At 69.3% G+C, this 23807-nt stretch carries 25 protein-coding genes; 12 read left to right on the top strand and 13 right to left on the bottom strand.

Features of this window, described 5'->3' with window-relative positions:
* Positions 1 to 10: 10 nt before the first annotated feature.
* The 3 genes from ABZU43_RS28135 to ABZU43_RS28125 all read right to left on the bottom strand — a co-directional run bounded on the left by ABZU43_RS28135 (position 11) and on the right by ABZU43_RS28125 (position 1983).
* On the bottom strand, positions 11 to 667 hold the full coding sequence (locus ABZU43_RS28135) for a MaoC/PaaZ C-terminal domain-containing protein (RefSeq protein WP_355009449.1): 657 nt from the start codon (positions 665 to 667) through the stop codon (positions 11 to 13).
* Positions 664 to 1371 carry a GtrA family protein gene (locus ABZU43_RS28130; protein ID WP_355009510.1) on the bottom strand — a complete coding sequence of 236 codons (708 nt, stop codon included), beginning with the start codon at positions 1369 to 1371 and terminating at the stop codon, positions 664 to 666. The genes ABZU43_RS28135 and ABZU43_RS28130 overlap by 4 nt, the downstream gene beginning before the upstream one ends.
* A 63-nt stretch (positions 1372 to 1434) precedes the next feature.
* Positions 1435 to 1983 carry a GtrA family protein gene (locus ABZU43_RS28125; protein WP_355009448.1) on the bottom strand — a complete coding sequence of 183 codons (549 nt, stop codon included), beginning with the start codon at positions 1981 to 1983 and terminating at the stop codon, positions 1435 to 1437.
* 427 nt (positions 1984 to 2410) lie between these two features.
* Here ABZU43_RS28125 and ABZU43_RS28120 point away from each other — a divergent pair, with 427 nt between their 5' ends.
* The 4 genes from ABZU43_RS28120 to ABZU43_RS28105 all read left to right on the top strand — a co-directional run bounded on the left by ABZU43_RS28120 (position 2411) and on the right by ABZU43_RS28105 (position 7466).
* Positions 2411 to 4255 carry a phosphoenolpyruvate carboxykinase (GTP) gene (locus ABZU43_RS28120; RefSeq protein WP_355009447.1) on the top strand — a complete coding sequence of 615 codons (1845 nt, stop codon included), beginning with the start codon at positions 2411 to 2413 and terminating at the stop codon, positions 4253 to 4255.
* A 37-nt stretch (positions 4256 to 4292) separates the two neighbouring features.
* The gene (locus tag ABZU43_RS28115) at positions 4293 to 5162 is read left to right on the top strand and encodes a hypothetical protein (protein WP_355009446.1); all 870 of its coding nucleotides are present in this window, start codon (positions 4293 to 4295) and stop codon (positions 5160 to 5162) included.
* A 359-nt stretch (positions 5163 to 5521) separates the two neighbouring features.
* Positions 5522 to 6664 (top strand): geranylgeranyl reductase family protein, encoded by a 1143-nt coding sequence (locus ABZU43_RS28110; RefSeq protein ID WP_355009445.1) that lies wholly within the window; start codon positions 5522 to 5524, stop codon positions 6662 to 6664.
* A 31-nt stretch (positions 6665 to 6695) separates the two neighbouring features.
* Positions 6696 to 7466, top strand: coding sequence for an isoprenyl transferase (locus ABZU43_RS28105; RefSeq protein ID WP_091394347.1), 771 nt, complete (start codon positions 6696 to 6698; stop codon positions 7464 to 7466).
* A gap of 42 nt (positions 7467 to 7508) precedes the next feature.
* On the opposite strand, the gene otsB is transcribed toward ABZU43_RS28105, so the two are convergent.
* The 3 genes from otsB to ABZU43_RS28090 all read right to left on the bottom strand — a co-directional run bounded on the left by otsB (position 7509) and on the right by ABZU43_RS28090 (position 9360).
* Positions 7509 to 8333, bottom strand: coding sequence for a trehalose-phosphatase (gene otsB / locus ABZU43_RS28100; protein WP_355009444.1), 825 nt, complete (start codon positions 8331 to 8333; stop codon positions 7509 to 7511).
* Positions 8334 to 8400: 67 nt separating this feature from the next.
* The gene (locus ABZU43_RS28095) at positions 8401 to 8754 is read right to left on the bottom strand and encodes a hypothetical protein (protein ID WP_210784414.1); all 354 of its coding nucleotides are present in this window, start codon (positions 8752 to 8754) and stop codon (positions 8401 to 8403) included.
* Positions 8755 to 8916: 162 nt separating this feature from the next.
* Positions 8917 to 9360, bottom strand: a complete 444-nt coding sequence (locus ABZU43_RS28090) for an XRE family transcriptional regulator (protein ID WP_091394342.1) — start codon at positions 9358 to 9360, stop codon at positions 8917 to 8919.
* 264 nt (positions 9361 to 9624) lie between these two features.
* On the opposite strand from ABZU43_RS28090, the gene ABZU43_RS28085 reads away from it, so the two are divergent.
* The 6 genes from ABZU43_RS28085 to ABZU43_RS28060 all read left to right on the top strand — a co-directional run bounded on the left by ABZU43_RS28085 (position 9625) and on the right by ABZU43_RS28060 (position 14954).
* Entirely contained in the window at positions 9625 to 9969 is a 345-nt protein-coding gene (locus tag ABZU43_RS28085) for a hypothetical protein (protein WP_110562608.1), read from the top strand.
* 31 nt (positions 9970 to 10000) lie between these two features.
* Positions 10001 to 10336 (top strand): hypothetical protein, encoded by a 336-nt coding sequence (locus ABZU43_RS28080; RefSeq protein WP_355009443.1) that lies wholly within the window; start codon positions 10001 to 10003, stop codon positions 10334 to 10336.
* Positions 10337 to 10749: 413 nt separating this feature from the next.
* Positions 10750 to 12165 carry a PhoH family protein gene (locus ABZU43_RS28075; protein ID WP_355009442.1) on the top strand — a complete coding sequence of 472 codons (1416 nt, stop codon included), beginning with the start codon at positions 10750 to 10752 and terminating at the stop codon, positions 12163 to 12165.
* Positions 12166 to 12442: 277 nt separating this feature from the next.
* Entirely contained in the window at positions 12443 to 13120 is a 678-nt protein-coding gene (locus tag ABZU43_RS28070) for a lytic transglycosylase domain-containing protein (RefSeq protein WP_355009441.1), read from the top strand.
* A 105-nt stretch (positions 13121 to 13225) separates the two neighbouring features.
* Complete coding sequence (locus ABZU43_RS28065; protein ID WP_355009440.1) at positions 13226 to 13879, top strand: rhomboid family intramembrane serine protease; 654 nt, start codon at positions 13226 to 13228, stop codon at positions 13877 to 13879.
* 106 nt (positions 13880 to 13985) lie between these two features.
* Positions 13986 to 14954: an NAD(P)/FAD-dependent oxidoreductase gene (locus ABZU43_RS28060; RefSeq protein ID WP_355009509.1), complete on the top strand. Its 969-nt coding sequence runs from the start codon at positions 13986 to 13988 to the stop codon at positions 14952 to 14954.
* Between the two features lie 113 nt (positions 14955 to 15067).
* On the opposite strand, the gene ABZU43_RS28055 is transcribed toward ABZU43_RS28060, so the two are convergent.
* The 7 genes from ABZU43_RS28055 to glpX form a co-directional block, all read right to left on the bottom strand.
* A complete protein-coding gene (locus tag ABZU43_RS28055) occupies positions 15068 to 16300 on the bottom strand; it encodes an FtsX-like permease family protein (RefSeq protein ID WP_355009439.1) in 1233 nt (410 codons plus the stop codon).
* Positions 16297 to 16992 (bottom strand): ABC transporter ATP-binding protein, encoded by a 696-nt coding sequence (locus ABZU43_RS28050; protein WP_355009438.1) that lies wholly within the window; start codon positions 16990 to 16992, stop codon positions 16297 to 16299. Before ABZU43_RS28050 ends, ABZU43_RS28055 begins: the two co-directional genes overlap by 4 nt.
* A 20-nt stretch (positions 16993 to 17012) precedes the next feature.
* The gene (locus ABZU43_RS28045; RefSeq protein WP_355009437.1) at positions 17013 to 18530 is read right to left on the bottom strand and encodes a hypothetical protein; all 1518 of its coding nucleotides are present in this window, start codon (positions 18528 to 18530) and stop codon (positions 17013 to 17015) included.
* Between the two features lie 143 nt (positions 18531 to 18673).
* Positions 18674 to 19063 (bottom strand): hypothetical protein, encoded by a 390-nt coding sequence (locus ABZU43_RS28040; RefSeq protein WP_355009436.1) that lies wholly within the window; start codon positions 19061 to 19063, stop codon positions 18674 to 18676.
* Between the two features lie 369 nt (positions 19064 to 19432).
* Entirely contained in the window at positions 19433 to 19729 is a 297-nt protein-coding gene (locus tag ABZU43_RS28035; protein WP_355009435.1) for a DUF4190 domain-containing protein, read from the bottom strand.
* Between the two features lie 207 nt (positions 19730 to 19936).
* The gene (locus tag ABZU43_RS28030; RefSeq protein ID WP_355009508.1) at positions 19937 to 20905 is read right to left on the bottom strand and encodes a DMT family transporter; all 969 of its coding nucleotides are present in this window, start codon (positions 20903 to 20905) and stop codon (positions 19937 to 19939) included.
* Positions 20906 to 20907: 2 nt separating this feature from the next.
* Positions 20908 to 21939 carry a class II fructose-bisphosphatase gene (glpX, locus tag ABZU43_RS28025; RefSeq protein WP_238661612.1) on the bottom strand — a complete coding sequence of 344 codons (1032 nt, stop codon included), beginning with the start codon at positions 21937 to 21939 and terminating at the stop codon, positions 20908 to 20910.
* Positions 21940 to 22098: 159 nt separating this feature from the next.
* Between glpX and ABZU43_RS28020 the strand changes: the two genes are divergently transcribed.
* Entirely contained in the window at positions 22099 to 22746 is a 648-nt protein-coding gene (locus tag ABZU43_RS28020) for a DUF4245 domain-containing protein (protein ID WP_355009434.1), read from the top strand.
* 206 nt (positions 22747 to 22952) lie between these two features.
* On the top strand, positions 22953 to 23798 hold the full coding sequence (locus tag ABZU43_RS28015) for a hypothetical protein (protein ID WP_355009433.1): 846 nt from the start codon (positions 22953 to 22955) through the stop codon (positions 23796 to 23798).
* Positions 23799 to 23807: the final 9 nt, after the last annotated feature.

The raw sequence follows: 23807 nt of genomic DNA, 5'->3' as shown, positions 1-23807 counted from the left end.
CGGGGGCGGGTCAGTCGGGTGGGCCGCTGCTCTTCGGCGGGTCGGTCTCGGACGACCCGACGGTGGACGGGACTGCCGCGGTCGGGCCGCTGTCGGGCTGGTCAGCTCCGGCCTGGTCAGCTCCGGGCCGGTCAGCGTCGGTCGGAGTGGTTTCGGCGGGGTCGGCCTCGACCGGTCGCACGGCGAACCAGCCACGGAAGCGGGTCCGCAGCACCTCCTGCTCGGGCCGGTCGTCCGGGCCGAGGCGCAGCATGGCGCCGGTGAGGCTGACGGTGCCGAGCCCGGGGCGGGCGGTCGACGGCCGGGCGCCCATCACGTCGACCCGGACCGCGAGCCGGTCGCCGGCCCGTACCGGGGCGAGCCAACGCAGCTCCTCCAGGCCGGGGGAGGCGTCCGCGGCGGCCCGGGACAGCAGGTGGTCGACGTACGCGCGCATGAACAGACTGACCGTGTAGAAGCCGCTGGCGATCAGACCACCATGTCGGCTCGCCGCAGCCAGCTCGGGGTCGACGTGGTACCACTGCGGGTCGAAGCGGCGGGCGAAGGCGACCATCTCGTCGCCGTCCACGGTGACCACGCCAAGATCGACGGTGAGCCCCGGGACGAGATCCTCGAAGAACAGCTCGGCGGGTCGCCCCGTGCCGGAGCGGGCGTCGGGTGTCGTCACCGGCGGGGTGCGCGACGGGTGCCGACGTGCAGCTCCGCGGCGAGTTCCGCGTCCAGGTCGACGGCGGGGCTGACGCTCAGCCGCGGGAGCCGACCCTGAGTCGGTGCGCCGGCCGGCGGGTCGTTGCGTTGCGCGGACTCCGCCTCCTCCAGCTCGGACACCGATTCCGCCAACTCGGCGACCGGGTCCATCTCCGCCATGGTGTCCCACTCATCGCGCGGAATGCTGTGCCAGGTGGAGTCGGGCTTCGCGGGCTCGTCCTCGGACGGCGCGACGGGTTGGAAGACAAACGTGCGGTACGACCAGAACCGGAACAGCGTGGCCAGCAGGACGCCGACGGTCTTGGCCAGATTCAGTGCCAGCAGGCCGTGTACGCCGAGACCGTACTTCGCCGCCGCCACAGCCCCCAGCTCAATGAGCAGGCCAGCGCCGTTGAATAGGAAGAAAAGCAGATATTCCCGGCGAAGTGCCGATTTCGGACGATCACGGTACGTCCAGTGCCGATTCATGAGGTACGACGTGATGGTGGCGACGATCGTCGCGATCACTGTCGCCTTCAACTGACCATTGACGAAAACGGTCAGTGCAAGGGCATTGAACACCGCGTAATTGATGACGGTGTTGATGCCGCCGACGATGCCGAACTTGAGCGCCTCGTGGATGAACTTCTGCCAGCGCTCAGGCAGCAGGCGGACAAGACGCATGCGAAACACCTTAGGGCAGTCGGTGCGGCCGGCGATCACCGGCCGAACGAGGTGGGCGGCAGGTCACGCCCCGTGGTCACGGTCGGGATCGACCTGCGGAAGGGTCGGGGTTCCCGCTTCGACGAAGACGAACCGCCGGTACGACCAGAATCGAAACAGCGTGGCGAATCCCGTACCGACGATGTAGCTGGCGAGATTGTCCGCCAGGCGCGTCTGGAACACGGCCGGCCAGATGGCCCCGAGCCCGTAGCGGCTGAGCGCGAGGCAGGCCACGGTGATGCCGAGACCGACCGCGTTGAAGAAGAAGAAGAGCGCGTACTCGCGGGCCGCGTTGTTGCGCTGACGGTGCCGCCACGTCCAGAACCGGTTGCCCACGAAGGCGACGGACGCCGCGATCACCGTGGAGATCGTCTTCGCCGTCAACTCTTCGACGCCGTGCTTGCTCGTCAGGTAGTTGAAGAGCGCGAAGTCGACGAGGAACGCGAAACCACCCACTGTGGCGAACTTGCCCATCTCGCGGATGAGGTGACCGAAGCGGTCGAGGAGTAAGCCGACGAGACCCCGTCGGGTCTGCCGGGGACCCGGTTGTTCCCCGGTCATCGTGGCGGCCACGGGGGGAGCCTACCGGCTGCCGGCCAGTCAGAGGGGTAGCAACGGCAAGCGGGCGTGGTCTCCCGGAGGGGCCCAGCGCCGTGTACTCAACCACTGCACAGAGCGTAGCCAATTGGGAGGACTGAGCCGCTGCGGAACGGGAATCACCGCATCGGTCGGCGGGGCAGGTCAACGGCCCGACCGCAACAAGCGTCCGCCGGGGTGCACAACAAGATTTGCGTGAAACTGCGCGGGAAAGCGGGTATCAGCTCGTGATGCCGCAGCGAGGCCGTAGCTTGTGCAGTTCTTCACAACCTGTCCCACTGACTCGGAAGGCTGCCCGGTTTACGCTGAGGCCAATCCCAGGTTTCCACGAAGGCGACGCATCGCGCCGCTGAGTCTCGTGCATCCCATAGATCGGTCAGCGTCGACCACAAGGAGATGTGTCATGGTTGCTCCGGCTGTTGTGCGGGGTATCGATCAGGCCCCGACGTCCCATCCGAAACTGCTCGCCTGGGTCCGTGAGGTCGCGGAACTGACCACCCCCGACCGTGTCGTCTGGGTGGACGGGTCCGACGAGGAGTGGCGCCGCCTCACCGATGAGCTGGTCGAGGCCGGCACCCTGATCCGGCTCAACCCGGAGAAGAAGCCCAACTCGTTCTACGCGCGCACCGACCCGACGGACGTCGCCCGGGTCGAGGAGCGCACCTACATCTGTTCCGTCGACGAGGCGGACGCCGGCCCCACCAACAACTGGATGGCGCCGGCCGAGATGAAGCGGACGATGACGGATTTGTACCGGGGCTCCATGCGCGGTCGCACCATGTACGTCATCCCGTTCGTCATGGGGCCGGTCGAGGCCAAGTCCCCGATGTTCGGCGTCGAGATCACCGACAGCCCGTACGTGGTCGCCTCGATGCGCATCATGACGCGGATGGGCACCCGGGTCCTGGAGGCCATGGGCGACGACGCGGACTTCGTGCACGCGCTGCACTCGATCGGCGCCCCGCTCGCCCCCGGCCAGCAGGATGTCGCCTGGCCGTGCAACGACACCAAGTACATCTCGCACTTCCCGGAGAGCCGGGAGATCTGGTCGTACGGCTCGGGTTACGGCGGCAACTCGCTGCTGGGCAAGAAGTGCTACTCGCTGCGGATCGCCAGCGTGATGGGCCGGGACGAGGGCTGGCTCGCCGAGCACATGCTGATCCTCAAGATCACCTCGCCGGAGGGCAAGGTTTACCACATCGCCGGCGCCTTCCCGTCCGCCTGCGGCAAGACCAACCTCGCCATGGTGGAGCCGACGATTCCTGGCTGGAAGGTCGAGACCATCGGCGACGACATCGCCTGGATGCGGTTCGGCCCGGACGGCCGCCTCTACGCCGTCAACCCCGAGTACGGCCTGTTCGGCGTCGCGCCCGGCACCGACTGGAAGACCAACGCCAACGCCATGCGCACGCTGGACCGGGGCAACTCCGTCTTCACCAACGTCGGCCTGACCGATGACGGCGACGTCTGGTGGGAGGGCATGGGTGAGCCGCCGGCACACCTGATCGACTGGAAGGGCAACGACTGGACGCCGGAGAGCGACAGCCTGTCCTCCCACGCGAACAGCCGGTTCTGCACCCCGATCACGCAGTGCCCGATCCTCGCCGACGAGTACTTCGACCCGAACGGCGTGCCGATCGACGCGATCCTCTTCGGTGGACGCCGCAAGGACACCGTCCCGCTGGTGACCGAGGCCCGCGACTGGGTGCACGGGGTCTACATGGGCGCCACGCTCTCCTCGGAGACCACCGCCGCCGCGTCCGGCGCGGTCGGCGTGGTCCGGCGGGACCCGATGGCGATGCTGCCGTTCATCGGCTATCACGCCGGGGACTACTTCCGGCACTGGATCGAGATGGGCAAGGGCACCGACGGCGACGAGGCGAAGCTGCCGAAGATCTACTACGTCAACTGGTTCCGCAAGGACCCGGACGGTTCGTTCCTCTGGCCCGGCTTCGGGGAGAACTCCCGGGTGCTCAAGTGGGTCGTCGAGCGGCTCGAGGGCACTGCCGACGCGGTCGAGACGCCGGTCGGCATGGTCCCCGCGCCGGACGCCCTGGACGTCGAGGGCCTGGACATGACCCCGGAGGATGTTCGGATCGCGCTGAAGGTCGACCCGGACGAGTGGCGTAACGAGCTGCCGATGATCACCGAGTGGTTCGAGAAGTTCGGTGACAAGCTGCCCGGCGTGCTCTGGGCCGAGTTGGACGCGCTGCGCGCCCGCCTGGACGCCGCCCAACCGCAGCGGTAGGTGTGAACGAGACAGTTCGCGGGCAACATCGGAATTCATGAGGACGGCCGCCGAGACACAGGTCCGGCGGCCGTCCGCCGTCCGGGTGCTCACCATCCTGCTGGCGACGACCGCGGCGGCCACCGTCGTGGTCGAGCTGCTCAACTGGTGGTACGCCCCGGAGCAGGGGTTCGGGCTCGCCGTACGGACCGGCTGGGCCATGCTGCGCTCGTTCGGCTTCCTGCTGCTGATCGGGCACGTGCGACGGGGTCGTACGGCGGCCCGTCCGTTCGGGCTGATCCTCGCGGTCACCACGATCTTCGCGGTCGGCCGGCTCATCGTGCCCCGGCAGGGCGTGCCGCCGCTGCCCGGCCTGCTCGGCTTCGCCATTCTCACGGCGCTCTGCGTGGCGGTGGTCTGGCTGCTCTACCGCTCGTCGGCGTTGGCCGCGCACCTGGTCCGGCACCGTCCACGCCTCGTCATCGACTCCGGCGGCATCTCCTGGCGGGAGACCCCGCCACGCCGACCACAGGCCAGTGCCTGGTTGTTGACCAGCCGGGTGGCTGCCTTCACCTACAGCCCGCTGATGCTGGTGCCGGCACTGGTCGCCGGGGGTTCCATCCTGGATGGTCGACTGACCGCGGTGCCGGCCGTGCTGTTCTGGTTCGGTGCGGGCATCACGGCCAGCTACGCGGTGCTGTTCTGCACAGCGTTCCTGATGCGGGGCAAGGACTGGGCGCGTGGCCTGCTGGTCGTCGTCACTGTGGCCGTACTCGCCGTGGATCTGCCGCTGTGCTGGTGGCTGCTCGGCGTGGACGGCCTGATCCGCGACGGCGCCCCGCTGCTCGCCGCTGCCGGGCTGACCCTGTACGGCCTTCGCCGCGCCGCTCGCGCCCCCGACGACGCCGGACCTGAACCCCGACCTTGACCGCGGCGGAGCCCCGCACCGACGCCGCCGGGTGCCGACCCAGCGGCCGACCGCGGCCCAGCACCTGCCCATCCCCTCGTCTGCTCTGCACCGTCCTTTGCTCTGCACCCCGATAGGCGACAGTCGCGGACGGTAACCGTCGCATCCGCGGGTGCAGAGCAAAGGTGGGGTGGGTGAGATTGGCCGGCCGGGTGCGGGAGCGGTCTTCGCGGGCGGCCAGGGGGCAGGATGGCGGGTGGCGTCGGTCACAGCGTCGACGTCGGGGCGAGCTGCGGAGATGTCGCGGCGGCCGGCCGCAGGGCCGACCGGGTCGCCCGGCGGGAGCGGCCGCGAACCGGCGGACTGGGAGGAGGCTCGTGGTGGGCGACGAGTTCGACGTGGTGGTGGTGGGGGCGGGACCGGCCGGGGCGGCAGCCGCGCTGACGGCGCGCCGGGCCGGTGCCAGCGTGCTGCTGCTGGACCGGGCCGACTTTCCCCGGGACAAGGCGTGTGGCGACGGGATCGCTGCGCACTCGGTGGACGTGCTCGCCGAGCTGGGGGTGACCGAGGCGGTGGCGGGTTACGCACCGCTGCCGGCGTTACGCATGGTCTCGCCGGGTGGCGGTGCGGTGGCTCGGGCGCTGCCCCGACCCGCGTACACAGTGCCCCGGGAGGTTTTCGACGCGCGGCTGGTGGCGGCCGCGGTGGCCGCCGGCGCGCAGTTGCGCCGGCACACGGTGCGCCAGGTCGAACAGCGCGCGGACCGGGTGGTGCTCGACGGGCAGGTGTCCGGCCGGGTGGTGATCGGCGCGGACGGCGCCGGCTCGGTGGTACGTCGGGCGCTCGGCCATCCGCAGAACCCCGACCGACACCTCGCGCTGGCCATCCGGGGGTACGCCCCGGCTCTGCCCGGCCCGTCCGAGCAGCTCATCGTCACCTCGAAGGCGCGTTGGCCGGCGTACGCCTGGTCGTTTCCGATCGGTGACGGACGGGCGAACGTCGGGTACGGGGAGGTCCTGCGCGGTGAGCCGTTGAGCCGCGCGTACCTGCTGGACCGGCTGGCCGCGCTGCTGCCCGGCACCGATCTGGCGACCGTGACCGCGTTGCGCGCGCATCACCTGCCACTCTCCACCCACCGGCCGTCGCCGGGCCGTGGGCGCACCCTGCTGGCCGGGGACGCTCTGTCACTGATCAATCCGTTCACGGGGGAGGGGATCTTCTACGCGTTGCTCTCCGGCGCGCTCGCCGGGTCGGCGGCGGCCCGGTCGCCCGAGGGCGCGGCTGGCCGCTACGCCGACGGGTTGCGTCGCCGCCTCGGCACCCACCTGCGGCACAGTTCGGTGGCGGCCTGGTTGGCCCGGCGACGTCGGGTGGTGGACGCGGCGGTCCGGGCCGCCCATCGGGACGACCGGGTGTTCTACGACGTGGTCGAGCTGGGGCTGGGTGACGGACGCCTCACCGCTCGTACGCTCGCACTGATCGGCGTCGGTCTGGGCGGCGGGGATGGGGCTCCGAGGCAGTGAACTGGCGCAAGGGTCGCTACGCTGCTAGGTGATGACGCTGCGGAACCTTATCTACTCCGTGTACGAGCGCCGGCTCACGGCGAAGCTCGCGGGTAAGCCGGTGCCCCGGCACGTCGGGGTGATGTGCGACGGCAACCGCCGATGGGCGAGGGAGATGGGCTTCGTCGACCCGAACGACGGGCACCGGGTCGGCGCGGCGAAGATCAAGCATGTCCTCGGCTGGTGTGACCAGGCCGGCGTCGGGCACGTGACCCTCTATCTGCTGGCCACCGACAACCTGCGCCGTCCGGCCGCCGAGCTGGACCCACTCCTCAAGATCATTGAGGACCTGGTGGTGGAGCTCTCCGAGGAGGGCAACCCCTGGCGACTGCGCATCGTCGGAGCGCTCGACCTGCTGCCGGCGCAGACTGCGGCGGCACTCAAGGGCGCCGAGGAGCGCACCCGTGAGCGCACCGGTGGCGCGGAGGTCAACATCGCGGTGGGCTACGGCGGCCGCCGGGAGATCACCGACGCGGTCCGTTCGCTGCTGCTGGAGCACGCCGCCACCGGAGGCACGATCGAGGAGTTGGCCGAGGTGCTGGACGTCGAGCACATCGCCGAGCACCTCTACACCCGCGGCCAGCCCGACCCGGACCTGGTCATCCGCACGAGCGGCGAGCAGCGGCTTTCCGGTTTCATGCTCTGGCAGTCCGCGCACTCGGAGTTCTACTTCTGCGAGCTCAACTGGCCGGATTTCCGGCACATCGACTTTCTGCGGGCCCTGCGCTCGTACGCCACCAGGCAACGCCGCTACGGCGCCTGACCCGGCGGCGACGCCGTCGGCCGCCGCTGGGGTCAGGTCGGTTCAGGACAGGTGGGTCAGCGCCCGGGTGAGGAAGTCACCCAGGGCGGCCGGCGACTCGATGGTCAGGTCGGCGGCGTTGGCCACCTCGTGGCCGGTCTCCGGGTTGGCCACCGCCACGCAGACGCCGAGGAAGTCCGGGTCGGCGGTGGCGCGAGCGCGCAGCGCGGCGAAGGCCTTGATGTCGGAGACGTCGTCGCCGAAGTACCAGGCGCCGGTGGCACCCTTGATCGCCTCGCCGATCACCATGCCCTTGTCCCTGTCGACAGGTGGCTTGAGTTCCAGCACCATCCGCCCGGCCTGCGAGCGCAACCCCAGACGGTCGGCCTGCGCCTGCCCCCACTGCTGCACAGTCGGGCCGAGTTGCGGGGCGGTACGCCAGTGCAGCGCGACCGAGAGCCGCTTGTACTCCACAAGCGTGCCGGGTGGCAGTTCCGCCCGAGCCAGGTCGGCCAGCTCCGACATGGTCGGCACCCAGGGCAGCGCGGCCGGTTCGGTGACTGTCTCGCCGCCGAAATGGCTGTGCTCCAGCCCGTAGAGGCCGTAGAGGTCCACGCCAGCGAGCCCGCCGAGCTGATCCCGAAGGAACTCGACGGGTCGGGCGGAGACGATCGCGACCCGCTGCACGACCGGGGCGAGCGCCTCGATCGCGGCCAACGCCTTGGGCGCCGGGCGTACCGCGGTCGGATCGTCGTCGACGGGCGCGAGCGTCCCGTCGAAGTCGAAGAAGAGCACGGTCCCGGCCGCCCGGCTGGCGGTTACCCGCCAGGCCTGGTCGGCGTTCAACGGGGTCCTCGGCTGCTGATTGCCCAGATTCAACGGCGGCACGCGCGTCAGCGTACCCCGGCGATCCAGGCTCATTCCTGGCCGAGCGGACCCATTGAGCGGTAAGCGATCAGCGTTCGGCGGCTCCTCGTCCGCGCCGGCCGAACGGCACCACCGCGGCCTCCTGGCCGTGGCTCAACAGGTAGCCCTCCACGAACCCGGTGTTGCGATCGCCGGTGTGGTTGTCGATCTCGTTGAGCCGTGCCACCAGGAACTCGGTGAGCGCGCTGATTCGGTTGTTCAGACGCTCGTGCAGCTCGGCGACGACGGCCAGGACGACCGCGGTGCCGGCGGTGATGAGCGCAAAGAGGTTGACGAGCAGCGGCAGCTGCCCGCCGTCGACCGCGAGGGTCACCGTGTTGCCGGTCGCCCACAGTGTCACCGACACCGTTGCGACCACGACTGCCAACCACTTCAGGGTCATGGACAGACCCCTCCTTCTGTCCCGCAGGGCTGGGTTCGGCCTTGTCCCGTCCCCCCGCCGATGACGAGCCCAAGCAGTACGAGTAGGGACGCTAGCGTGCCCGTTCCGGCCCCGGAGGCAAACGAATGAACCTGACCAGGCGTTCTTTCGCTATCTGAGGAACTAGCCTGCCTGATTGCCCCTTTTTCGGACATCGACCGGCAACGTTGGGCGGTATGCGAGGTATCTGATGGTTTCCCGGATGTGGAACTTCTCCGCGTCCGACACCTGCGGGTCGACCAGACGGCGCAGCAGCGCCTCCACGTCGGGGTCCATCGGAGGGGCGGCCTGGCCGGTGCGGGGGCCGGCTGCGGCGCGGTCCCAGCCGAGCGCGGCGAAGGCCGCGGCGGGGTTCAACCCCAGGCCCTCGCAGAAGGCGACCACCCGTTCGGCCTCCGGGTCGCTGGCCCAGTCGCCCCGGACCCAGCGGTTGATGGTCTGCCGGGAGACGCCGGTGCGCCGGGACACCTCGGTGCCGCTCCAGGCTCGGGTAGCCCGCGCCTCGTCCAGGGCCCGCCTGACGAAGGTGGCGAAGGCGATCTTCCGCGCATTGGCCGTCTCGGTCACTCCGTGACGGTACGACCAGCCGGCTACGGGTGCGCGCCCCGGCTCGCCACTGTCACGCGGACGTGACGAAGGGTTCGGATTTCCGGTAAACGAGTCAGTGCCACTGTTGAGGGGTGTCACGCGGGCAGAATAGACGAACGTAGAGGCGAACGTAAGCGGACGAAAAGCTGATACTGTCACGCCCATGGGACAATCTACGGTGTGTCACGTGCATGAGACGATTGGTGCTCACATGCGTCACGCCCCCGGTGCCAGGGGGTCGTGGTGACCGAGCTCGCCACCCGCGCCCAGGCCTTCGGGCTGATCGCCGAGGGGGTCGCCGCAGGGCTGACCGCCCCCTGGCGCCTCTATCTGGCCCGAGGCTGCCGCTACCTGTCGCTGAGCGTCGGTGATCGTGCCGAGTGGAACGCCTGGCGTACCCATCTCGGCTGCCCGGAGCTGAGCGTCCGGGTCTACGACGCCGGCGGCGAGATCCGTCGGTCCTCGATGGCCGAAGTCGTGCTGGACGGCTGCCGGATCAGCGTCGAGCTGGTCGAGGAGGTCAGCACCGACGACCTGGACCGGCTGCTCGTCGCCGACCCCACCACGATCGAGCCGGAGGAGCGATGACCTGGCGTCCCGGCTGGGCCGGAGCTGCCCGATGAGCCCGTTTCTCGCGGTGTTCCTCGTCCTGGTGCTCGGTGCCACCAGTTACGCGGCCGGCCGTCTGCACGGGCAGCTCAGCTACCGCATCGGCTACCGCTTCGGTTACCGGCAGGGCTACTTCGACGGTGACCGGGGCGCCTGGAACCGGCGTCGTCGGGACGCCCAGGCGGCGATCGCCTCGGCCCTGTCGGTCTCGCCGGCGGGCGTGGTCCGCACCGCCGGTGCTGTCGAACGCCCCGGCACCACGTACACCGGCTCGTCGTTCAGCGCGCCGGCCGCCCCGATCACCGGGCGGCACCCGATCGGCACGCTCGTCCGACGTACCGGTTGAGGTCGGTCGGCGGGCCTGCCCCGCCGACCGGCGCCACGAGCGCGGTGCGTCGTCCGCGGCGGACACGCACCGTCGGGGTCACGTCAGACCGGTGACGGTGGCCCCACCGGCCGGGATGCGCGCAGGGGGCATGCATCCCGGCCGGGTCCGCCGCGTGCGCGACAGTGCCTTTCGACTGGTGCGGGCGCCGACGGAGCGCTGTTCACGAGCGCGTCTTGGGAGATCCACGTTCGGCCCCTAGCCGGGAAGGTCCGGCGGGGCTAGCGTCTAGGCATGGCACGGGGTTCTCCCGAGCCAGCCGGTCCGCCCGGATCTGCGACCTCGCGCATGGGGTTCCGCATCCGACCCCGTGTCCCCGGGCACCGGAGGAGGCGGAACACGGGTGGCGGGTGCCCATCCGTCGGAGCAGGCCTGTGACGACTCGCCGTACCATCGCCGGTGCCGACCAGACCCCGGCCGCGACTGCCACGCCCCGCCGAGCCACCAGGAGCCGCCGTTCGGCGGCCGCCGCGCCGGCCGACCCCAAGGAGCCACGACCAGCCGGCCAGGCCTTTGTCCTGGACACGTCGGTACTGCTCTCCGATCCGGCGGCGTTCCACCGGTTCGCGGAGCACGAAGTGGTGCTGCCTCTCGTGGTCATCACCGAGTTGGAGGGAAAGCGGCACCATCCGGAGCTGGGCTGGTTCGCCCGGCAGTCGCTGCGGATGCTCGACGACCTGCGGGTTCGGCACGGCCGACTCGACCGCCCGGTGCCCGCCAACGATGTCGGCGGCACCCTGCGGGTGGAGCTCAACCACACCGACGACGGTGTTCTGCCGCCCGGGTTCCGCAACGAGAGCAATGACGCCCGGATCCTCTCCGTCGCGCTCAACCTCGCCGCCGAAGGGCGGGAGGTGACCCTGGTCAGCAAGGACATGCCGTTGCGGGTCAAGGCGGCCTCGGTTGGACTGCGCGCCGACGAGTACCGCCACGGCCAGGCCAGCGACCCGACCTGGACCGGTATGTCGGAGATGGAGTTGAGCGAGGAGCAGATCGGCCAGTTGTACGCCGGCGAGACGCTCGACCTCGACGAGGCGGCCGGGCTGCCCTGCCACACCGGTCTGGTGCTGCACTCGGGGCGTGGCTCCGCGCTCGGTCGGGTGCTGCCGGACAAGTCGGTACGTCTGGTCCGGGGCGACCGGGAGGCGTTCGGGCTGCACGGCCGCTCGGCCGAGCAGCGAATCGCCCTCGACCTGCTGCTGGACGAGTCGATCGGGATCGTCTCACTGGGTGGCCGGGCCGGCACCGGCAAGTCGGCGCTGGCGCTCTGCGCCGGGCTGGAGGCGGTGATGGAGCGCCGCCGCCACAAAAAGGTGATCGTGTTCCGCCCGCTCTACGCCGTCGGTGGCCAGGAGTTGGGCTACCTGCCGGGCTCGGAGTCGGAGAAGATGTCGCCCTGGGCCCAGGCGGTCTTCGACACGCTCGGCGCGGTGGTGCACGAGAACGTGCTGGAGGAGGTCACCTCGCGGGGCATCCTCGAGGTGCTGCCGCTGACCCACATCCGCGGGCGCAGCCTGCATGACGCCTACGTGATCGTGGACGAGGCCCAGTCGCTGGAGCGCGGGGTGCTGCTGACCGTGCTGTCCCGGATCGGGCAGGGCTCCCGGGTGGTGCTCACCCACGACGTGGCCCAGCGGGACAATCTGCGGGTCGGCCGGCACGACGGGGTGACGGCTGTCATCGAAGCGCTCAAGGGTCATCCGCTCTTCGCGCACGTCACCCTCAGCCGTTCGGAGCGATCTCCGATCGCGGCGATGGTCACGGACCTCTTGGAGGACATCCCGATCTGACGGGTGATATGCGGGCTTTTGTCCGCATTATCGGAGTGGCGCAGATCACAAAAGGCCTGGTTGGTTTCCCATCAGCCTCACTGTGCGCAATCGTGTCCCACGAGCGTCCACGCACCACCGGAATCGTTGGTGATCGAACGTCGCGAGACGGACGACATCGGCGAAGGTCGGTGCGGCGGCGCGACCGGCAACCGGTCGGGGCGCTCGTGGCACGGCTGACGGCCCACCTGTGGTCTGCGCCGCGCCGCGTCCTTGCTCCCGACGAAGGGACCACTTCGTGAGTCGGCTGTGGAGCCGGTTGGGCGCCCGTACGGCTGCTGTCGCGCTGCTCTCCGTGGGCGTTGCCGGTGGCTTCTACCTGGGCGAAGACCGGGAAACCCAGCAACAGGGGCTGACCGAGCAGGTCAGTCTCGAGGTCGACCGGGCCGATTTCGCGTACCAGCGCGAGCGGCAGGCCGCCCACCAGGTGCAGTTCTCCAAGCAGCGGGCCGCCGAGTACCAGGCCAAGCTGCGGGCGAAGCAGGCCGCCAAGGAAGCCGCCGAGCGGGCCCGCAGGGCCGAGGCCGCCGCGGCGTCCCGTAAGCGTGAGCGCGCCGCAGCCAACGCAACCGCCAAGCCGTACGACGGGCCGATCCCGGCGTCCTGCGCGGAATACAGCGGCAACCGCAAGGTCGGCTGTGCCCTGATGATCGACAAGGGCTTTGGCATCGCGGAGTTCCCCTGTCTGGAGAAGCTCTGGACCAAGGAGAGCGGCTGGAACCACAAGGCCGCCAACTCTTCGTCCGGCGCGTACGGCATCCCGCAGTCCCTGCCGGGCAGCAAGATGGCCTCGGTCGCGTCCGACTGGCGCACCAACCCGGCCACCCAGATCATCTGGGGGTTGGGTTACATCAAGGGCCGGTACAAGACGCCCTGCGGCGCCTGGACCTACTTCCAGAACAACGGGCACTACTGACGCTGTCGACGCGGGGCGGGTGGGCGACCACCCGCCCCGCTGTCGCGCGTACCCCGGACGGGACGTGAGTGGCGGTCGGCCGCTTTTGCTGATAGCAGTTGTGGAGTGACACTGCACCCGTCAAGCGGCGACCCGTTCCGGTTCGGCACCGAGGCGTTCTACGCCTCGCTCGGCCGGGCGTTCGTCGCCATGTGCGCGGTGGTGCCGTTCCTCTTTCTCATCGAGGCCGTCGACCAGGGGCTCGCGTTCGGCCTGGACGCCACCGCCGGCATCATCCCGCAGCGCATCGAGGGGCTGGACGGGGTCTTCTTCTCCCCGTTCCTGCACCACGGCTTCGACCACCTCTACAGCAACAGCATCCCGCTGATCCTGCTGGGCACCTTCGTCCTCGCCGCCGGCGCCCGCCGGTTCCTCTGGTCGACACTGGTCATCATCCTGGTCAGCGGCCTCGGCGTGTGGTTCACCGGCTCACCCAACTCGGTGGTGGTCGGCGCCAGCGGTGTCATCTTCGGCTACCTGGGCATCCTGCTCACCCGAGGCATCGTCGAGCGCAGCTGGTGGAACTTCGCGGTCTTCCTCCTGGTCGGTCTGCTCTACGGCTGGCAGCTGGTCGGCATCCTCCCCACCGACGAGCGGATCTCCTGGCAGGGGCACCTGTTCGGCCTGCTCGGCGGGGTGGTGGCGGCGATCCTGTTCCGTCGGCGGCGACCCGCGTTGGGCGGCCCGGACTACTCGGGCTCCACGCTCAGCCTGCCCTGAGGCGATTCTCCGGCGCGCCTCTGGGACATGCTTGCCCGACCGTCGTCGCCCGCTTACGGTCGAGATCAGCAAGCGTTGATCCGTGAGCGGAAAGCGACGGTACGCCATGCGCGAGGTCGATGTCGCCGTGATCGGGGCCGGTCCGGCCGGCCTCTTCGCCGCGTACTACGCCGGGTTCCGGGGGCTGTCCGTGGCGGTGATCGACGCGTTGCCCGAGCCGGGCGGCCAGGTCACCGCCATGTACCCGGAGAAGCTGATCCTCGACGTCGCCGGCTTCCCCGCGGTCAAGGGCCGCGACCTGGTGGCCAACCTGGTGGCCCAGGCGGCACCGTTCAATCCGCAGTACCTGCTCGGCACCCGGGCAGAGAAGCTCGCGTACGCCGACGGCCGCCCGGTGCTCGGCCTGGCCGGTGGAGAGCAGCTCGCGTGCGGCGCGGTCGTGGTCACCGGCGGGCTCGGCAGCTTCAGCCCTCGGCCGTTGCCGTGCGCCGACGGCGCCCCCGGCTCGGGGATCCTCTACTTCGTCACCGAGCCGACCGAGCTGACCGATCGGGACGTGCTGATCGTCGGTGGCGGCGACTCCGCGTTCGACTGGGCGCTGGCGCTGCAACCGTTGGCCCGGTCGGTGACCCTGGTGCACCGCCGGGAGAAGTTCCGGGCCCACGCCTCGACTGTCGCCCGGGTGCTCTCCCTGCCGGTGCGGGTGGTGGTCAACGCCGAGGTCACCAGGCTGCTGGGGGACGGCGCGGTGACCGGTGCCGAGGTGACGGTGCGCGGCGGCGCGACCGAGACGCTGCCGGTGGACGTCGTGGTGGCCGCCCTCGGCTTCACCGCCGACCTGGGCCCGCTCGCCGAGTGGGGGCTACGGCTGGACCGCCGGCACATCCTGGTCGACAGCGCGATGGCCACCAACCTGCCCCGGGTCTTCGCGGCGGGCGACATCACCGAATATCCGGGCAAGGTCCGGCTGATCGCCACCGGCTTCGGTGAGGCGGCGACGGCTGTCAACAACGCGGCAGTGGCCATTGACCCGAGCGCACACCTCTTCCCCGGGCACTCCTCCGACGCCGGCTGACATTCGCCGTCGAGGGCCAAGCAGCCGGCGTCCGCGCGGAGGCCGGGGCCGGCACGTCCGGGCGCTGCACCAACCGCCGGGCTCGCCGATGATGCCGGCGATCCCTGGGTCGGTCAGGCTGGGTCGCGTAGGGCAAGATCCGGGGGGACTCTGGCTGCGCGCCACAGGGGATATACCGCTCCGGCCAGCATGGCGATTGCGGGGGCCAGAAGGAGAGCCGCGACTCGTGTGATGGCGGGAAACGCCATCGTCTCCGCCATCGGTACGTCGAGGAAGGTCTCTCCAGCGAGTCGGTACTGCGCAAGCAGGAACCCGATACCACCGACGAGAAGTCCGATACTGGTGGCCAGGACGCCGAATGAGGCGAGCTCCATCGCGAAGAGACGGGCTACCCGCATGTCGCTGAAGCCCAGCGCCTTGAGGAGCCCAATCTGCCGCAGTCGTGCGCGCACGAGGCCAGCACCGATGGAAAGGCCGGCCAGCAGGCACATCAGCAGCAGTGCGCCGGTGATCAACTGCCCCAGCACTCGGAGGAAGTTCATCGCTGGGGGGAGGGCGTCAAGCTGCGATTGAATGCTCGACGCGTTGTAGCCCTGATCGCTGAGCTTCTGCTGGGTGTCCGGGACCATCTCGGAGTCGCTGACCTCCACGATCACCTTCGGATACCCGAGGTTGCGGCCGAACGACTCCGGCGTCACACCCTCACGCGCCGCTGCCATCGCTAGGACGGTCTCCTGACTCAGGTAGATAGCCGTGGGGCCGTCGCGTCCGCCGATCGCTTCGTTGTACACGCCGACGATCTGCAGGTCGAGGTAAGCCGCTTCACCTGCCTCAGCCGCTACACGACGGGTGTACTCCACCGTGACGCGTTTACCAATGAGGCCTTCGAGGTCCGCTCCTGCAAGATGAGCGGGCAGCACGGCTTCGTCTCCGGTCAGTGTCATCAGGTCAGGCCGGGACGACGCGACGATTGGAGGCTGACCGGCGGGCATCCGCGGAGTGGCCCAGAGCGCGCCGGGAACCTCAAGATCGGCACTGGTGACGAGGCAGCCTGCCTGAATCCACGGCCGAACCGACGTCACACCGGGCATCTGGGATATGTCCGCTATTCGGTTGGCGGTCAGCGGTAGAGGTTTACTGACACCGAAGTTGCTTACCTCGATCGTGCGCATAATCGAGCTCTCGCGGACCTGATGTTCCACTGCCGCACCGGCCTGCCCCACCAGGGCATCGCAGAGTAGCGCGAAGGCAACTCCGGCGGCCACCAACAGGCCGAAAGACTTGCTCCGACGCACGGTCAGGCGAGTGTTCTGGCCTGCCAGTCGCCAGTCCGGGATAATCTTCATGATTCGATCCCGTCCAGATGTGTGGGGCGAGCTTCCGACAACACGCCGTCGCTCAGCGCGACGGTACGTTGGCTGATGCCGGACACGACGTCGTCATGAGAGGCGATTACCACCGCCAGGCCGTCGTTCGCGGCGCTGGTGAACTGCGCCAACACCTCGTGGATCGCCTCGGAATCGAGGCCGGCAGTTGGTTCGTCTGCGAGCACGATCGCAGGTCTGTTGATAAGCGCCCTCGCGACGGCTATGCGTTTCTGTTCCCCGCCGGACAGGCGATTAGCCGTAAAATGTGCTCTGTCCGCGAGCCCCAACTGCGCCACCATGCTGATAGCTTTGGACCGGGCTACGCGTGCGGAGTCCAAGGAGGGGAGCATGATGTTATCGATGGAGGTGAGATGCCCGAACAGATTGTGCTCCTGAAAGACGAATCCGAGCTTCGTTGCCCGTAGCGCGGCGGCTTGTCGGCTGCTGATTCCTGAGGCGTCCTGACCGGCAACTCTCACGCGGCCGGCGTCCGGAACGGCAAGCAGTCCAGCAATGTTGAGCAGAGTGCTCTTGCCTGCTCCGGACGGCCCTCGCAGCCAAACGATTTCTCCCGGTGTCACCGAGAGGTGCACATCCGTCAGGACCGGCACCAGTTCATCGCCGCGAGCATAGCCTTTCGCAATATTCGTCAACTCTAGGGCGTAGACCAATTTCCCTCGTCTCGCAATCGTCAAAGTTTGCTGAGGCCTGCGTCCAGCAATTGCACCGTGGCTTCGAGAGTGCATCTCGACTCGGATAGCAGCGGTCGATAGAGCAGGGGGAACCCATCGCAGCCGCGCACGGCTCTTGCCCATTGTTCAAGAGGCGGCGGCAGCGCGTCGCGGTTCACCGACGTCCCAGAGGCGACGAGGGCGACGATGACCTCTTTGGCCATCAGCCGATCCGGGCTGGCCAGCGCCTGGCCGGCCTCGGCCATCTGCGCCTTGAAGTGTTCGCGGACAGCGTCAGGGTTGCTCAGGTGAGGCGCAAGGGAAAGCATGGTCCACGACAGGTAGCGGTCTTCCGCATCCCTGACCGGAAACAGGCTGGCCGTGACCCGGGGTGCCTGCCGGCCGATTTGCTGGAGCAAGGTCATGACGCGGGCGGCGACGACGACGCTGCTCCGATCTGCCCTGCCGCCGAGCTTCTGGGTGGCAAGGGAAGCGGCCTCATCCTCCAGCGCCCGATCCGCCTGGCCCGAGTATCGCAGGATTACTGCGCACATCAGCAGGTCAAGGCCGTTTCCGCGGCTCCGGAGCTCGGGAATTTGCGCCCGTACCGCACGGATCGTGTCCTGGCTGAACAGTTCGTCTGCCGCGTCGACGCTCTCGGCGAGGACCGCAGCGAAGTAGGTGTTCTCCAAGGTCCCCAGTCGCACGGCGTGGCCTCGCAGCAGCCCGGTCGCGGGGTCGATCCTGGCACGGAGGCTCGCTGCCAAGGGCTGGAGCCGCGCCGGCTCACCGCCGGCGAGCAGCCAACTCTGCGACAGGTAGTACGCCTCGAATTCCGCACCCGCCACTGTCATCTGCAGGTGTGGTTCAAGCCAAGTTCGGATCCGCGCCAACTGACTGGCATCCGGCTTCTGCCCGAGCTGGCTCCGGGCGCACAGCACTCCGTGCAGGTCGACGATCGACCTGGTAGACATCGGCTGCCCGAGGTCGGGCGCGGCGACGGGGCGGATGGTCGTGGCGATCGTCCTGTCGCCGAGCACCGCCGCGCTCTCCAGTGCCCGACACTTGGCGTACGACTCGTCAGTGGCTGCTGCCGCGGCCTTCAGTCGCGCAACCAAGCTGGCCGCCGTCGACGGTGGCAGAGGTAGCGACTTCACCGCTACGACATCGGTGATGGCAGCGATGGCAGCGATCTGTGCTGTTCCGTCCTTCGGGAGCACCGGGTCGTCCAGGATGCCGGTGGCCCAGTCCCCAGGGATGACCTGCCCAGTGCTCTTCTCGACCAGAGCGCCGTACCAGCGCCCCCAGATCGGCTCCTCATCGATCTGTTCCTTGAGTGACCGTTGTACTTCAGCCGAGCCACCAACGGCCGGATGGGGGTGGGCTGCCTCGATGGCTGCTATGGCCGCCAAGCCGTACCCGCTGGCCGGCCACGACGAAGGGCCGTCAGAGGACAGGCCGGGCCGCATGATCAGCCCGTTCTCAGCTACCAACGTGCGCAGGGTGTCGATCAACGCGCGTTGCTCGCGCGACCGCACGGGCCCCTCATCGCCTCTCATGACGAAAAGGCCGATTCCACCGGCGACAATTGCCGCCACAATTAACCAGGTCAATGCGTTTCGCGAACGGAGCCGCAGCCAGCGGCTGCGGCTCCGTCGACTAGCGATTGTGGTGCTCACAATCAGGTGACCGCGGTGACCGTCTTGGTCTGGCCGTAGTAAAAGGCCTGCGCGGTCTCTGAACCTTCGACGCCGATGGTCCGCCAGTTGGTGCACAGGTTGCCCGACTGGTACGAACCGCGGGACCCGTTGTTGTTCGTCCAGCTGGCAGAGACCGGATCACCGCTCTTTCCGAACGCGGTGACCGACGGGGAAACACCCCACGGGTCGAACTTTGTGGTGTTCTTGACCCAGTCATTGCCCGAAACCGGGTTCGAGCCGCCGGAGATGACGGCTGAGCTGGTCCAGTCGGCGCAACCACCGCTGGCCCAGGTAGCGATCCAGACGTTGCCGGTCAGCTTGGCACCGTTGGCGAACGTCGTTGAGGCGCTGCCGCTGGCCATGGGCGTCATGTCGCCAGCCTGAGCTGGTGCTGCACCGCCGACGACGGCGAGCGCGACGGCGGAGGCCGCTACGCCGTACCTAGACAGCCTGGATACAATCCCTCTGTCCCTCACATGTTCCTCCCAAGGTGTGGTGTGGGGGACACGTGGTTACGGCGTTCCCGCGCCGTAACCACACCCCCGTGTGAGAGATAAGCTCGTCACGCGACAAGGAGTAACTCAACCGCAACATGATGTTGACTTGGGGCTAACTTCGGTCTATTGCGTCAGGCGACGAGACCGCCGCTTGGAGTCCCTTGCGCGTCGATGTCTCTAGAGGTCGGTGGTGCTTGTGCTGGCCGTCGGTGCCACGAGGGCCCTTAGAGGGATGGGGGACCTCTAGAAGACTGCCGACAGCAAGACGCCCGAATAGATGACCGTCACGATGGCGATAGTTGCCCAGCCGGTGGTCAGCGCAATTGTGGCAAGGGATTCGCCACGATCCCCGGTTCGCGTGATCTCGGCGCGCGCTCGGCGAGCAGTCAGGACGGCCGCCGCGCCGAGTAGCCAGGCCAGCGGTAGAAACACGACGGAGAGGGCGGCGAAGACGGCCGCCGACAGCGCGGTTGGGTTGGTCCGTCCTTGTGTGGTGAGGGCTGGGGCGCTGGGGGCAGGCGAATGTGGTTGCTGAGTCACGGATAACCCCTTCAGATAGCCGAATTCCAGGCTGCCTGGTGCTCGACCCCGACAGGTAGGGCGGACCTCTTGGCTGGAGGTGGCCGCGCCTCTCGCGTTGAGCACCCTCTGTCTGCAGCTTAGATCGACCGTACTAAGTCCACTCAAATGGTCAGCTCTTGCCAAGCTGTCACTGACTGGTCGGCTCCCGGTCGTCACACTCGGGCATCACCGTCGACGGACGGGGGGTGCCAGCGCGGCGATCAGCACCGCCACCATTGTCAGCGCGGCCCCGAGCAGGGTGTTCACACCCGGGTGCGAGGCCGCCGTGGGGAGGATCAGGTCCAGCAGGACCGCGCCCACGATCTGCCCGGCGATGGTGGCCAGGCCGAGCAGCAGCACACCCGTGAAGCGCACGATCGCGGCGGCGATCGCGATGAACACGATGCCGATCGGGCCGCCCAGGTAGAGCCACGGCTCAGACGGCAGCTCACCGCCGGGCCAGCCGCGTACGGCGATGTCGATCGCGAACGCGACGAGCAGGGTGGCGGTGCCGACGGCGAAGTTCACGAGCGTGGCGGTCAGCGCACTGTCGGCCGCCGCCCGGACCCGACCGTTGACGGCCTGCTGCCAGGCGATACCCACCCCGGCGAGCAGTGGTAGCAGGGCCAGCGCCAGCGCGCCCAGGTCGCCAAGACGGTCGCCGACCGCCAGGCCGACCGCCAGCACGGTGAGCACCGCTCCGGCCAGCCGCTGCCGGGTGACCGGCTGCCGGCCGGTCGGCCCGATTCCGGCCCGGTCCACGGCGAGGCTGCTGCCGGTCTGGCCGGCGACCACCGCCACGGTGAAGACCGCCACGCCCAACGTGCCGATCGTGAGGCCCTGGGTGGCCACCAGGAAGGCCCCGCACATCCCGCCGAGGCACTGCCACGGCCGTAGCGAGCCCGTCCGCAGGGCCTGCCGCGTCGCGACCAGCCCGCGCCGACCACCGGGGGTCGCGGGCACCAGCACCAGCAGCACCAGCAGGCCGATGCCGAACGAGACCACGGCGGCGGCGAAACCGTCGTCGAGGCGTACCCCCAGCTCGCCGTTGATGCGCGACTGCACCGCCACCGCGACCCCGGAGGCCGACGCCAGCGCGACGCCGGTGATCCGGCGGGCGGCCGACAGGGTCTGCGGGGTCGCCGTGTCGGTGATTGTCACTCCTGCTCGGCCAGCGGACGACCATCGAAGTCGACGGCGGAGTAGAGCGCCAACTTCTCCAACCGATGGTACGAGTCGATCACCCGGATGGTGCCGCTCTTCGAGCGCATCACGATCGACTGGGTGTACGCGCCGCCCGCCCGGTAACGCACCCCGCGCAGCAGGTCGCCCGAGGTGACCCCGGTCGCCACGAAGAAGCAGTTGTCGCCGGTGACCAGATCATCGGTGCCCAGCACCCGGTCCAGGTCGTGCCCGGCGGCGATCGCCTTCTCCCGCTCCTGCTCGTCGCGCGGCCACAGCTTGGCCTGCATCGCACCGCCCATGCACTTCAGCGCGCACGCGGAGATGATGCCCTCCGGGGTGCCGCCGATGCCCATCAGGACGTCGACGTCCGACTCGCCCCGGGCCGCCGCGATCGAGCCCGCGATGTCGCCGTCGGAGATGAACCGGATCCCCGCCCCGGTCCGGCGGATCTGCGTGACCAGGTCGTCGTGACGGCTCCGGTCCAGCACGCAGACGGTCACCTCGGAGACGTCGGTGCCCTTGACCTTGGCGATCCGGCGCAGGTTCTCCGCGACACCGGCGTTGATGTCGATCACGTCGGCGTACGCGGGCCCGACGGCGAGCTTCTCCATGTAGAACACGGCGCTGGGGTCGAACATCGCACCGCGCTCGGAGACGGCGAGCACCGCCACCGCGTTCGGCATGCCCTTGCTCATCAGGGTGGTGCCGTCCACCGGGTCGACGGCGACGTCCACCTCCGGGCCGGTGCCGTCGCCGACGTGTTCGCCGTTGAAGAGCATCGGGGCGTTGTCCTTCTCGCCCTCGCCGATCACCACCACACCGCGCATCTGGATCGAGTTGATCAGCTTGCGCATCGCGTCGACCGCGGCCCCGTCGCCGCCCTCCTTGTCGCCCCGACCGACCCAACGGCCGGCGGCCATCGCCGCGGCCTCGGTGACCCGGACCAGGTCGAGGGCAAGGTTTCGGTCGAGATCCTGTGGGATCCGCGTCCTGGTGTTCGTCATGACGGCTACTCCTCCTCGCGACGGTGCGGGGACGACCGGCGACGGGGAGGCCCCCACTGCCGGCTTTGTCGCTGATCCTCACACGATGGCCGACCGGGCGGCGGCGCGGGGCGGTGATGGCCTGGATACCGCCGGTCGGGCGGCTGCGAAGATAACGGGGTGGAACCCGCACAGCCTGCCGACCGCGTACCCGCCGACAGCACGCCGCCCGACGGTCAGCCGCCGGCCGACGCCCCCGCCGGCCGCAGTGGTGAGCCCGCCGCGACCGACCCGACCCCACCGCCACCAGCGGTGTCCGGCAAGTCCGAGCGGTCGCCGAAGGACATGGCGATCTCGCTGCTGGTGCTGCTCGTCCCGATCGCACTGCTCCTGGCGTTCTACCGGGGATTCCTCGGCGGCGACCAGGCCACCACAGTCGATCCTGCGCCCGCCATCGAGCAGGCACGTTCGGCGAACGTCTTCCCGGTGAGCCAGCCGCAGGGGCTCGGCGCCGACTGGAAGACGGTCAGCGCCCGCTACCAGACCGTCGAGGGCGGTGCGAACCTGCGACTCGGCTACCTCACGCCGGAGGGTCGGGGCGTCCAACTGCTGCAGAGCAGCGTCCCGGCGGACCGTCTGCTCCCCGCCGAGCTGACCAGTCAGGGCCAACCGCAGGGCCCCACCGAGCTGGCCGGGCGCTCCTGGCAGCTCTACACGGCCCGGGGGAATCAGCAGGCGCTGGTCCTGCTGGAGCCGACCCGCACGGTGATCGTCGTCGGCGACGCCCGGGACAACGAACTCCGCGAACTGGCCGGCTCGCTGCGCTGACCGGACCCGGTGGAATGGCCCCGTCGGCGCGGAATCTGGGCAACAGGCCCGAAGGGTGATTGTCCGACGCGTCGACAGGGAAGAAGGAAGGGGTGATCCGGGCGCGTTGCTCGGCCCGGGTCGCGCGACGCAGCCGACGGTGCTGCTGCGTCGCCGGAGTTTCCGGCGCCGTCCAGGTCGTCGGGTGACCCCCTTGGGAGACACGTATGACTGTTCGACGACTCGGCGCCGGCCTGGTAGCCGCCGCCCTGATCACGCCCGCACTGGCCGCCTGCGCCAGCGGAACCGGCACCGCCGGATCGACGCCTTCCCCGACGGTGAGCGCGTCCGGGACCGCGAGCCCGTCCGGTGCTCCGGTCGCGGGCGACGCCAAGCAGGCCCTGCTCGACTCCACCAAGGAGATCAGCAACGGGAACTTCCGGTTCACCCTCGCCGGCGCCGGCTCGACGGCGGAGGGGCTCGTGCACCAGCCGAGCCAGAGCGCGGCGATGAAGATCTCGATCGGCGGCCCCTCGTCCGACCTGGCGATGAAGCTCGATGTGATCCACTTCAAGCCGGACAGCTGGGTCAAGCTGGAGCTGAGCGGCCCCACCGCCAACAGCCTGCCCGCCATCAAGCAGCTCAATCTCGGCAAGTACCAGCACCTCGACCAGACCCGGATCAAGGGCAACCGCAGCCTCGGCTTCGACTTCGAGAAGGTCGACCCGGCCGGCAGCGCGGTGCTCACCCAGGGCATCACCGAGGTCCGCAGCACCGGCACCGGCGCGTACGCCGGCACCATCGACGTCACCAAGGCCGCCGAGGCGGGCTCGTTGAATGCCGCCACGATCGCCGCGCTGGGCACCCAGGCGAAGACCGTTCCGTTCACCGCGAAGGTCGACCCGCAGGGCCGGCTCAGCGAGCTGGTGCTGCAGTTGCCGGCCGCCGGGCAGACCACCGCCCAGGAGATCAAGATGACGTACTCCGACTACGGTGCCGCCACCGCCGCGCAGAAGCCGCCGGCGGACCAGGTCGTCGAGGCGCCGGCCGAGCTGTACAGCCTGTTCAACTGACGTGCCGAG

The organism is Micromonospora sp. NPDC005205 (genome assembly GCF_040608275.1).
Classification (GTDB): domain Bacteria; phylum Actinomycetota; class Actinomycetes; order Mycobacteriales; family Micromonosporaceae; genus Micromonospora.
The sequence above is the reverse complement of the archived record's forward strand: the minus strand, read 5'-3'. Positions and strand labels throughout refer to the sequence as shown.

Excerpts from the sequence above, each read along its gene's own strand:
- ABZU43_RS28130 (WP_355009510.1), bottom strand. The coding sequence starts at position 1,371 with ATGCGTCTTGTCCGCCTGCTGCCTGAGCGCTGGCAGAAGTTCATCCAC.
- ABZU43_RS28120 (WP_355009447.1), top strand. The coding sequence starts at position 2,411 with ATGGTTGCTCCGGCTGTTGTGCGGGGTATCGATCAGGCCCCGACGTCC.
- ABZU43_RS28115 (WP_355009446.1), top strand. The coding sequence starts at position 4,293 with ATGAGGACGGCCGCCGAGACACAGGTCCGGCGGCCGTCCGCCGTCCGG.
- ABZU43_RS28105 (WP_091394347.1), top strand. The coding sequence starts at position 6,696 with ATGACGCTGCGGAACCTTATCTACTCCGTGTACGAGCGCCGGCTCACG.
- ABZU43_RS28095 (WP_210784414.1), bottom strand. The coding sequence starts at position 8,754 with ATGACCCTGAAGTGGTTGGCAGTCGTGGTCGCAACGGTGTCGGTGACA.
- ABZU43_RS28080 (WP_355009443.1), top strand. The coding sequence starts at position 10,001 with ATGAGCCCGTTTCTCGCGGTGTTCCTCGTCCTGGTGCTCGGTGCCACC.
- ABZU43_RS28060 (WP_355009509.1), top strand. The coding sequence starts at position 13,986 with ATGCGCGAGGTCGATGTCGCCGTGATCGGGGCCGGTCCGGCCGGCCTC.
- ABZU43_RS28055 (WP_355009439.1), bottom strand. The coding sequence starts at position 16,300 with ATGAAGATTATCCCGGACTGGCGACTGGCAGGCCAGAACACTCGCCTG.
- ABZU43_RS28040 (WP_355009436.1), bottom strand. The coding sequence starts at position 19,063 with ATGACGCCCATGGCCAGCGGCAGCGCCTCAACGACGTTCGCCAACGGT.
- glpX (WP_238661612.1), bottom strand. The coding sequence starts at position 21,939 with ATGACGAACACCAGGACGCGGATCCCACAGGATCTCGACCGAAACCTT.
- ABZU43_RS28015 (WP_355009433.1), top strand. The coding sequence starts at position 22,953 with ATGACTGTTCGACGACTCGGCGCCGGCCTGGTAGCCGCCGCCCTGATC.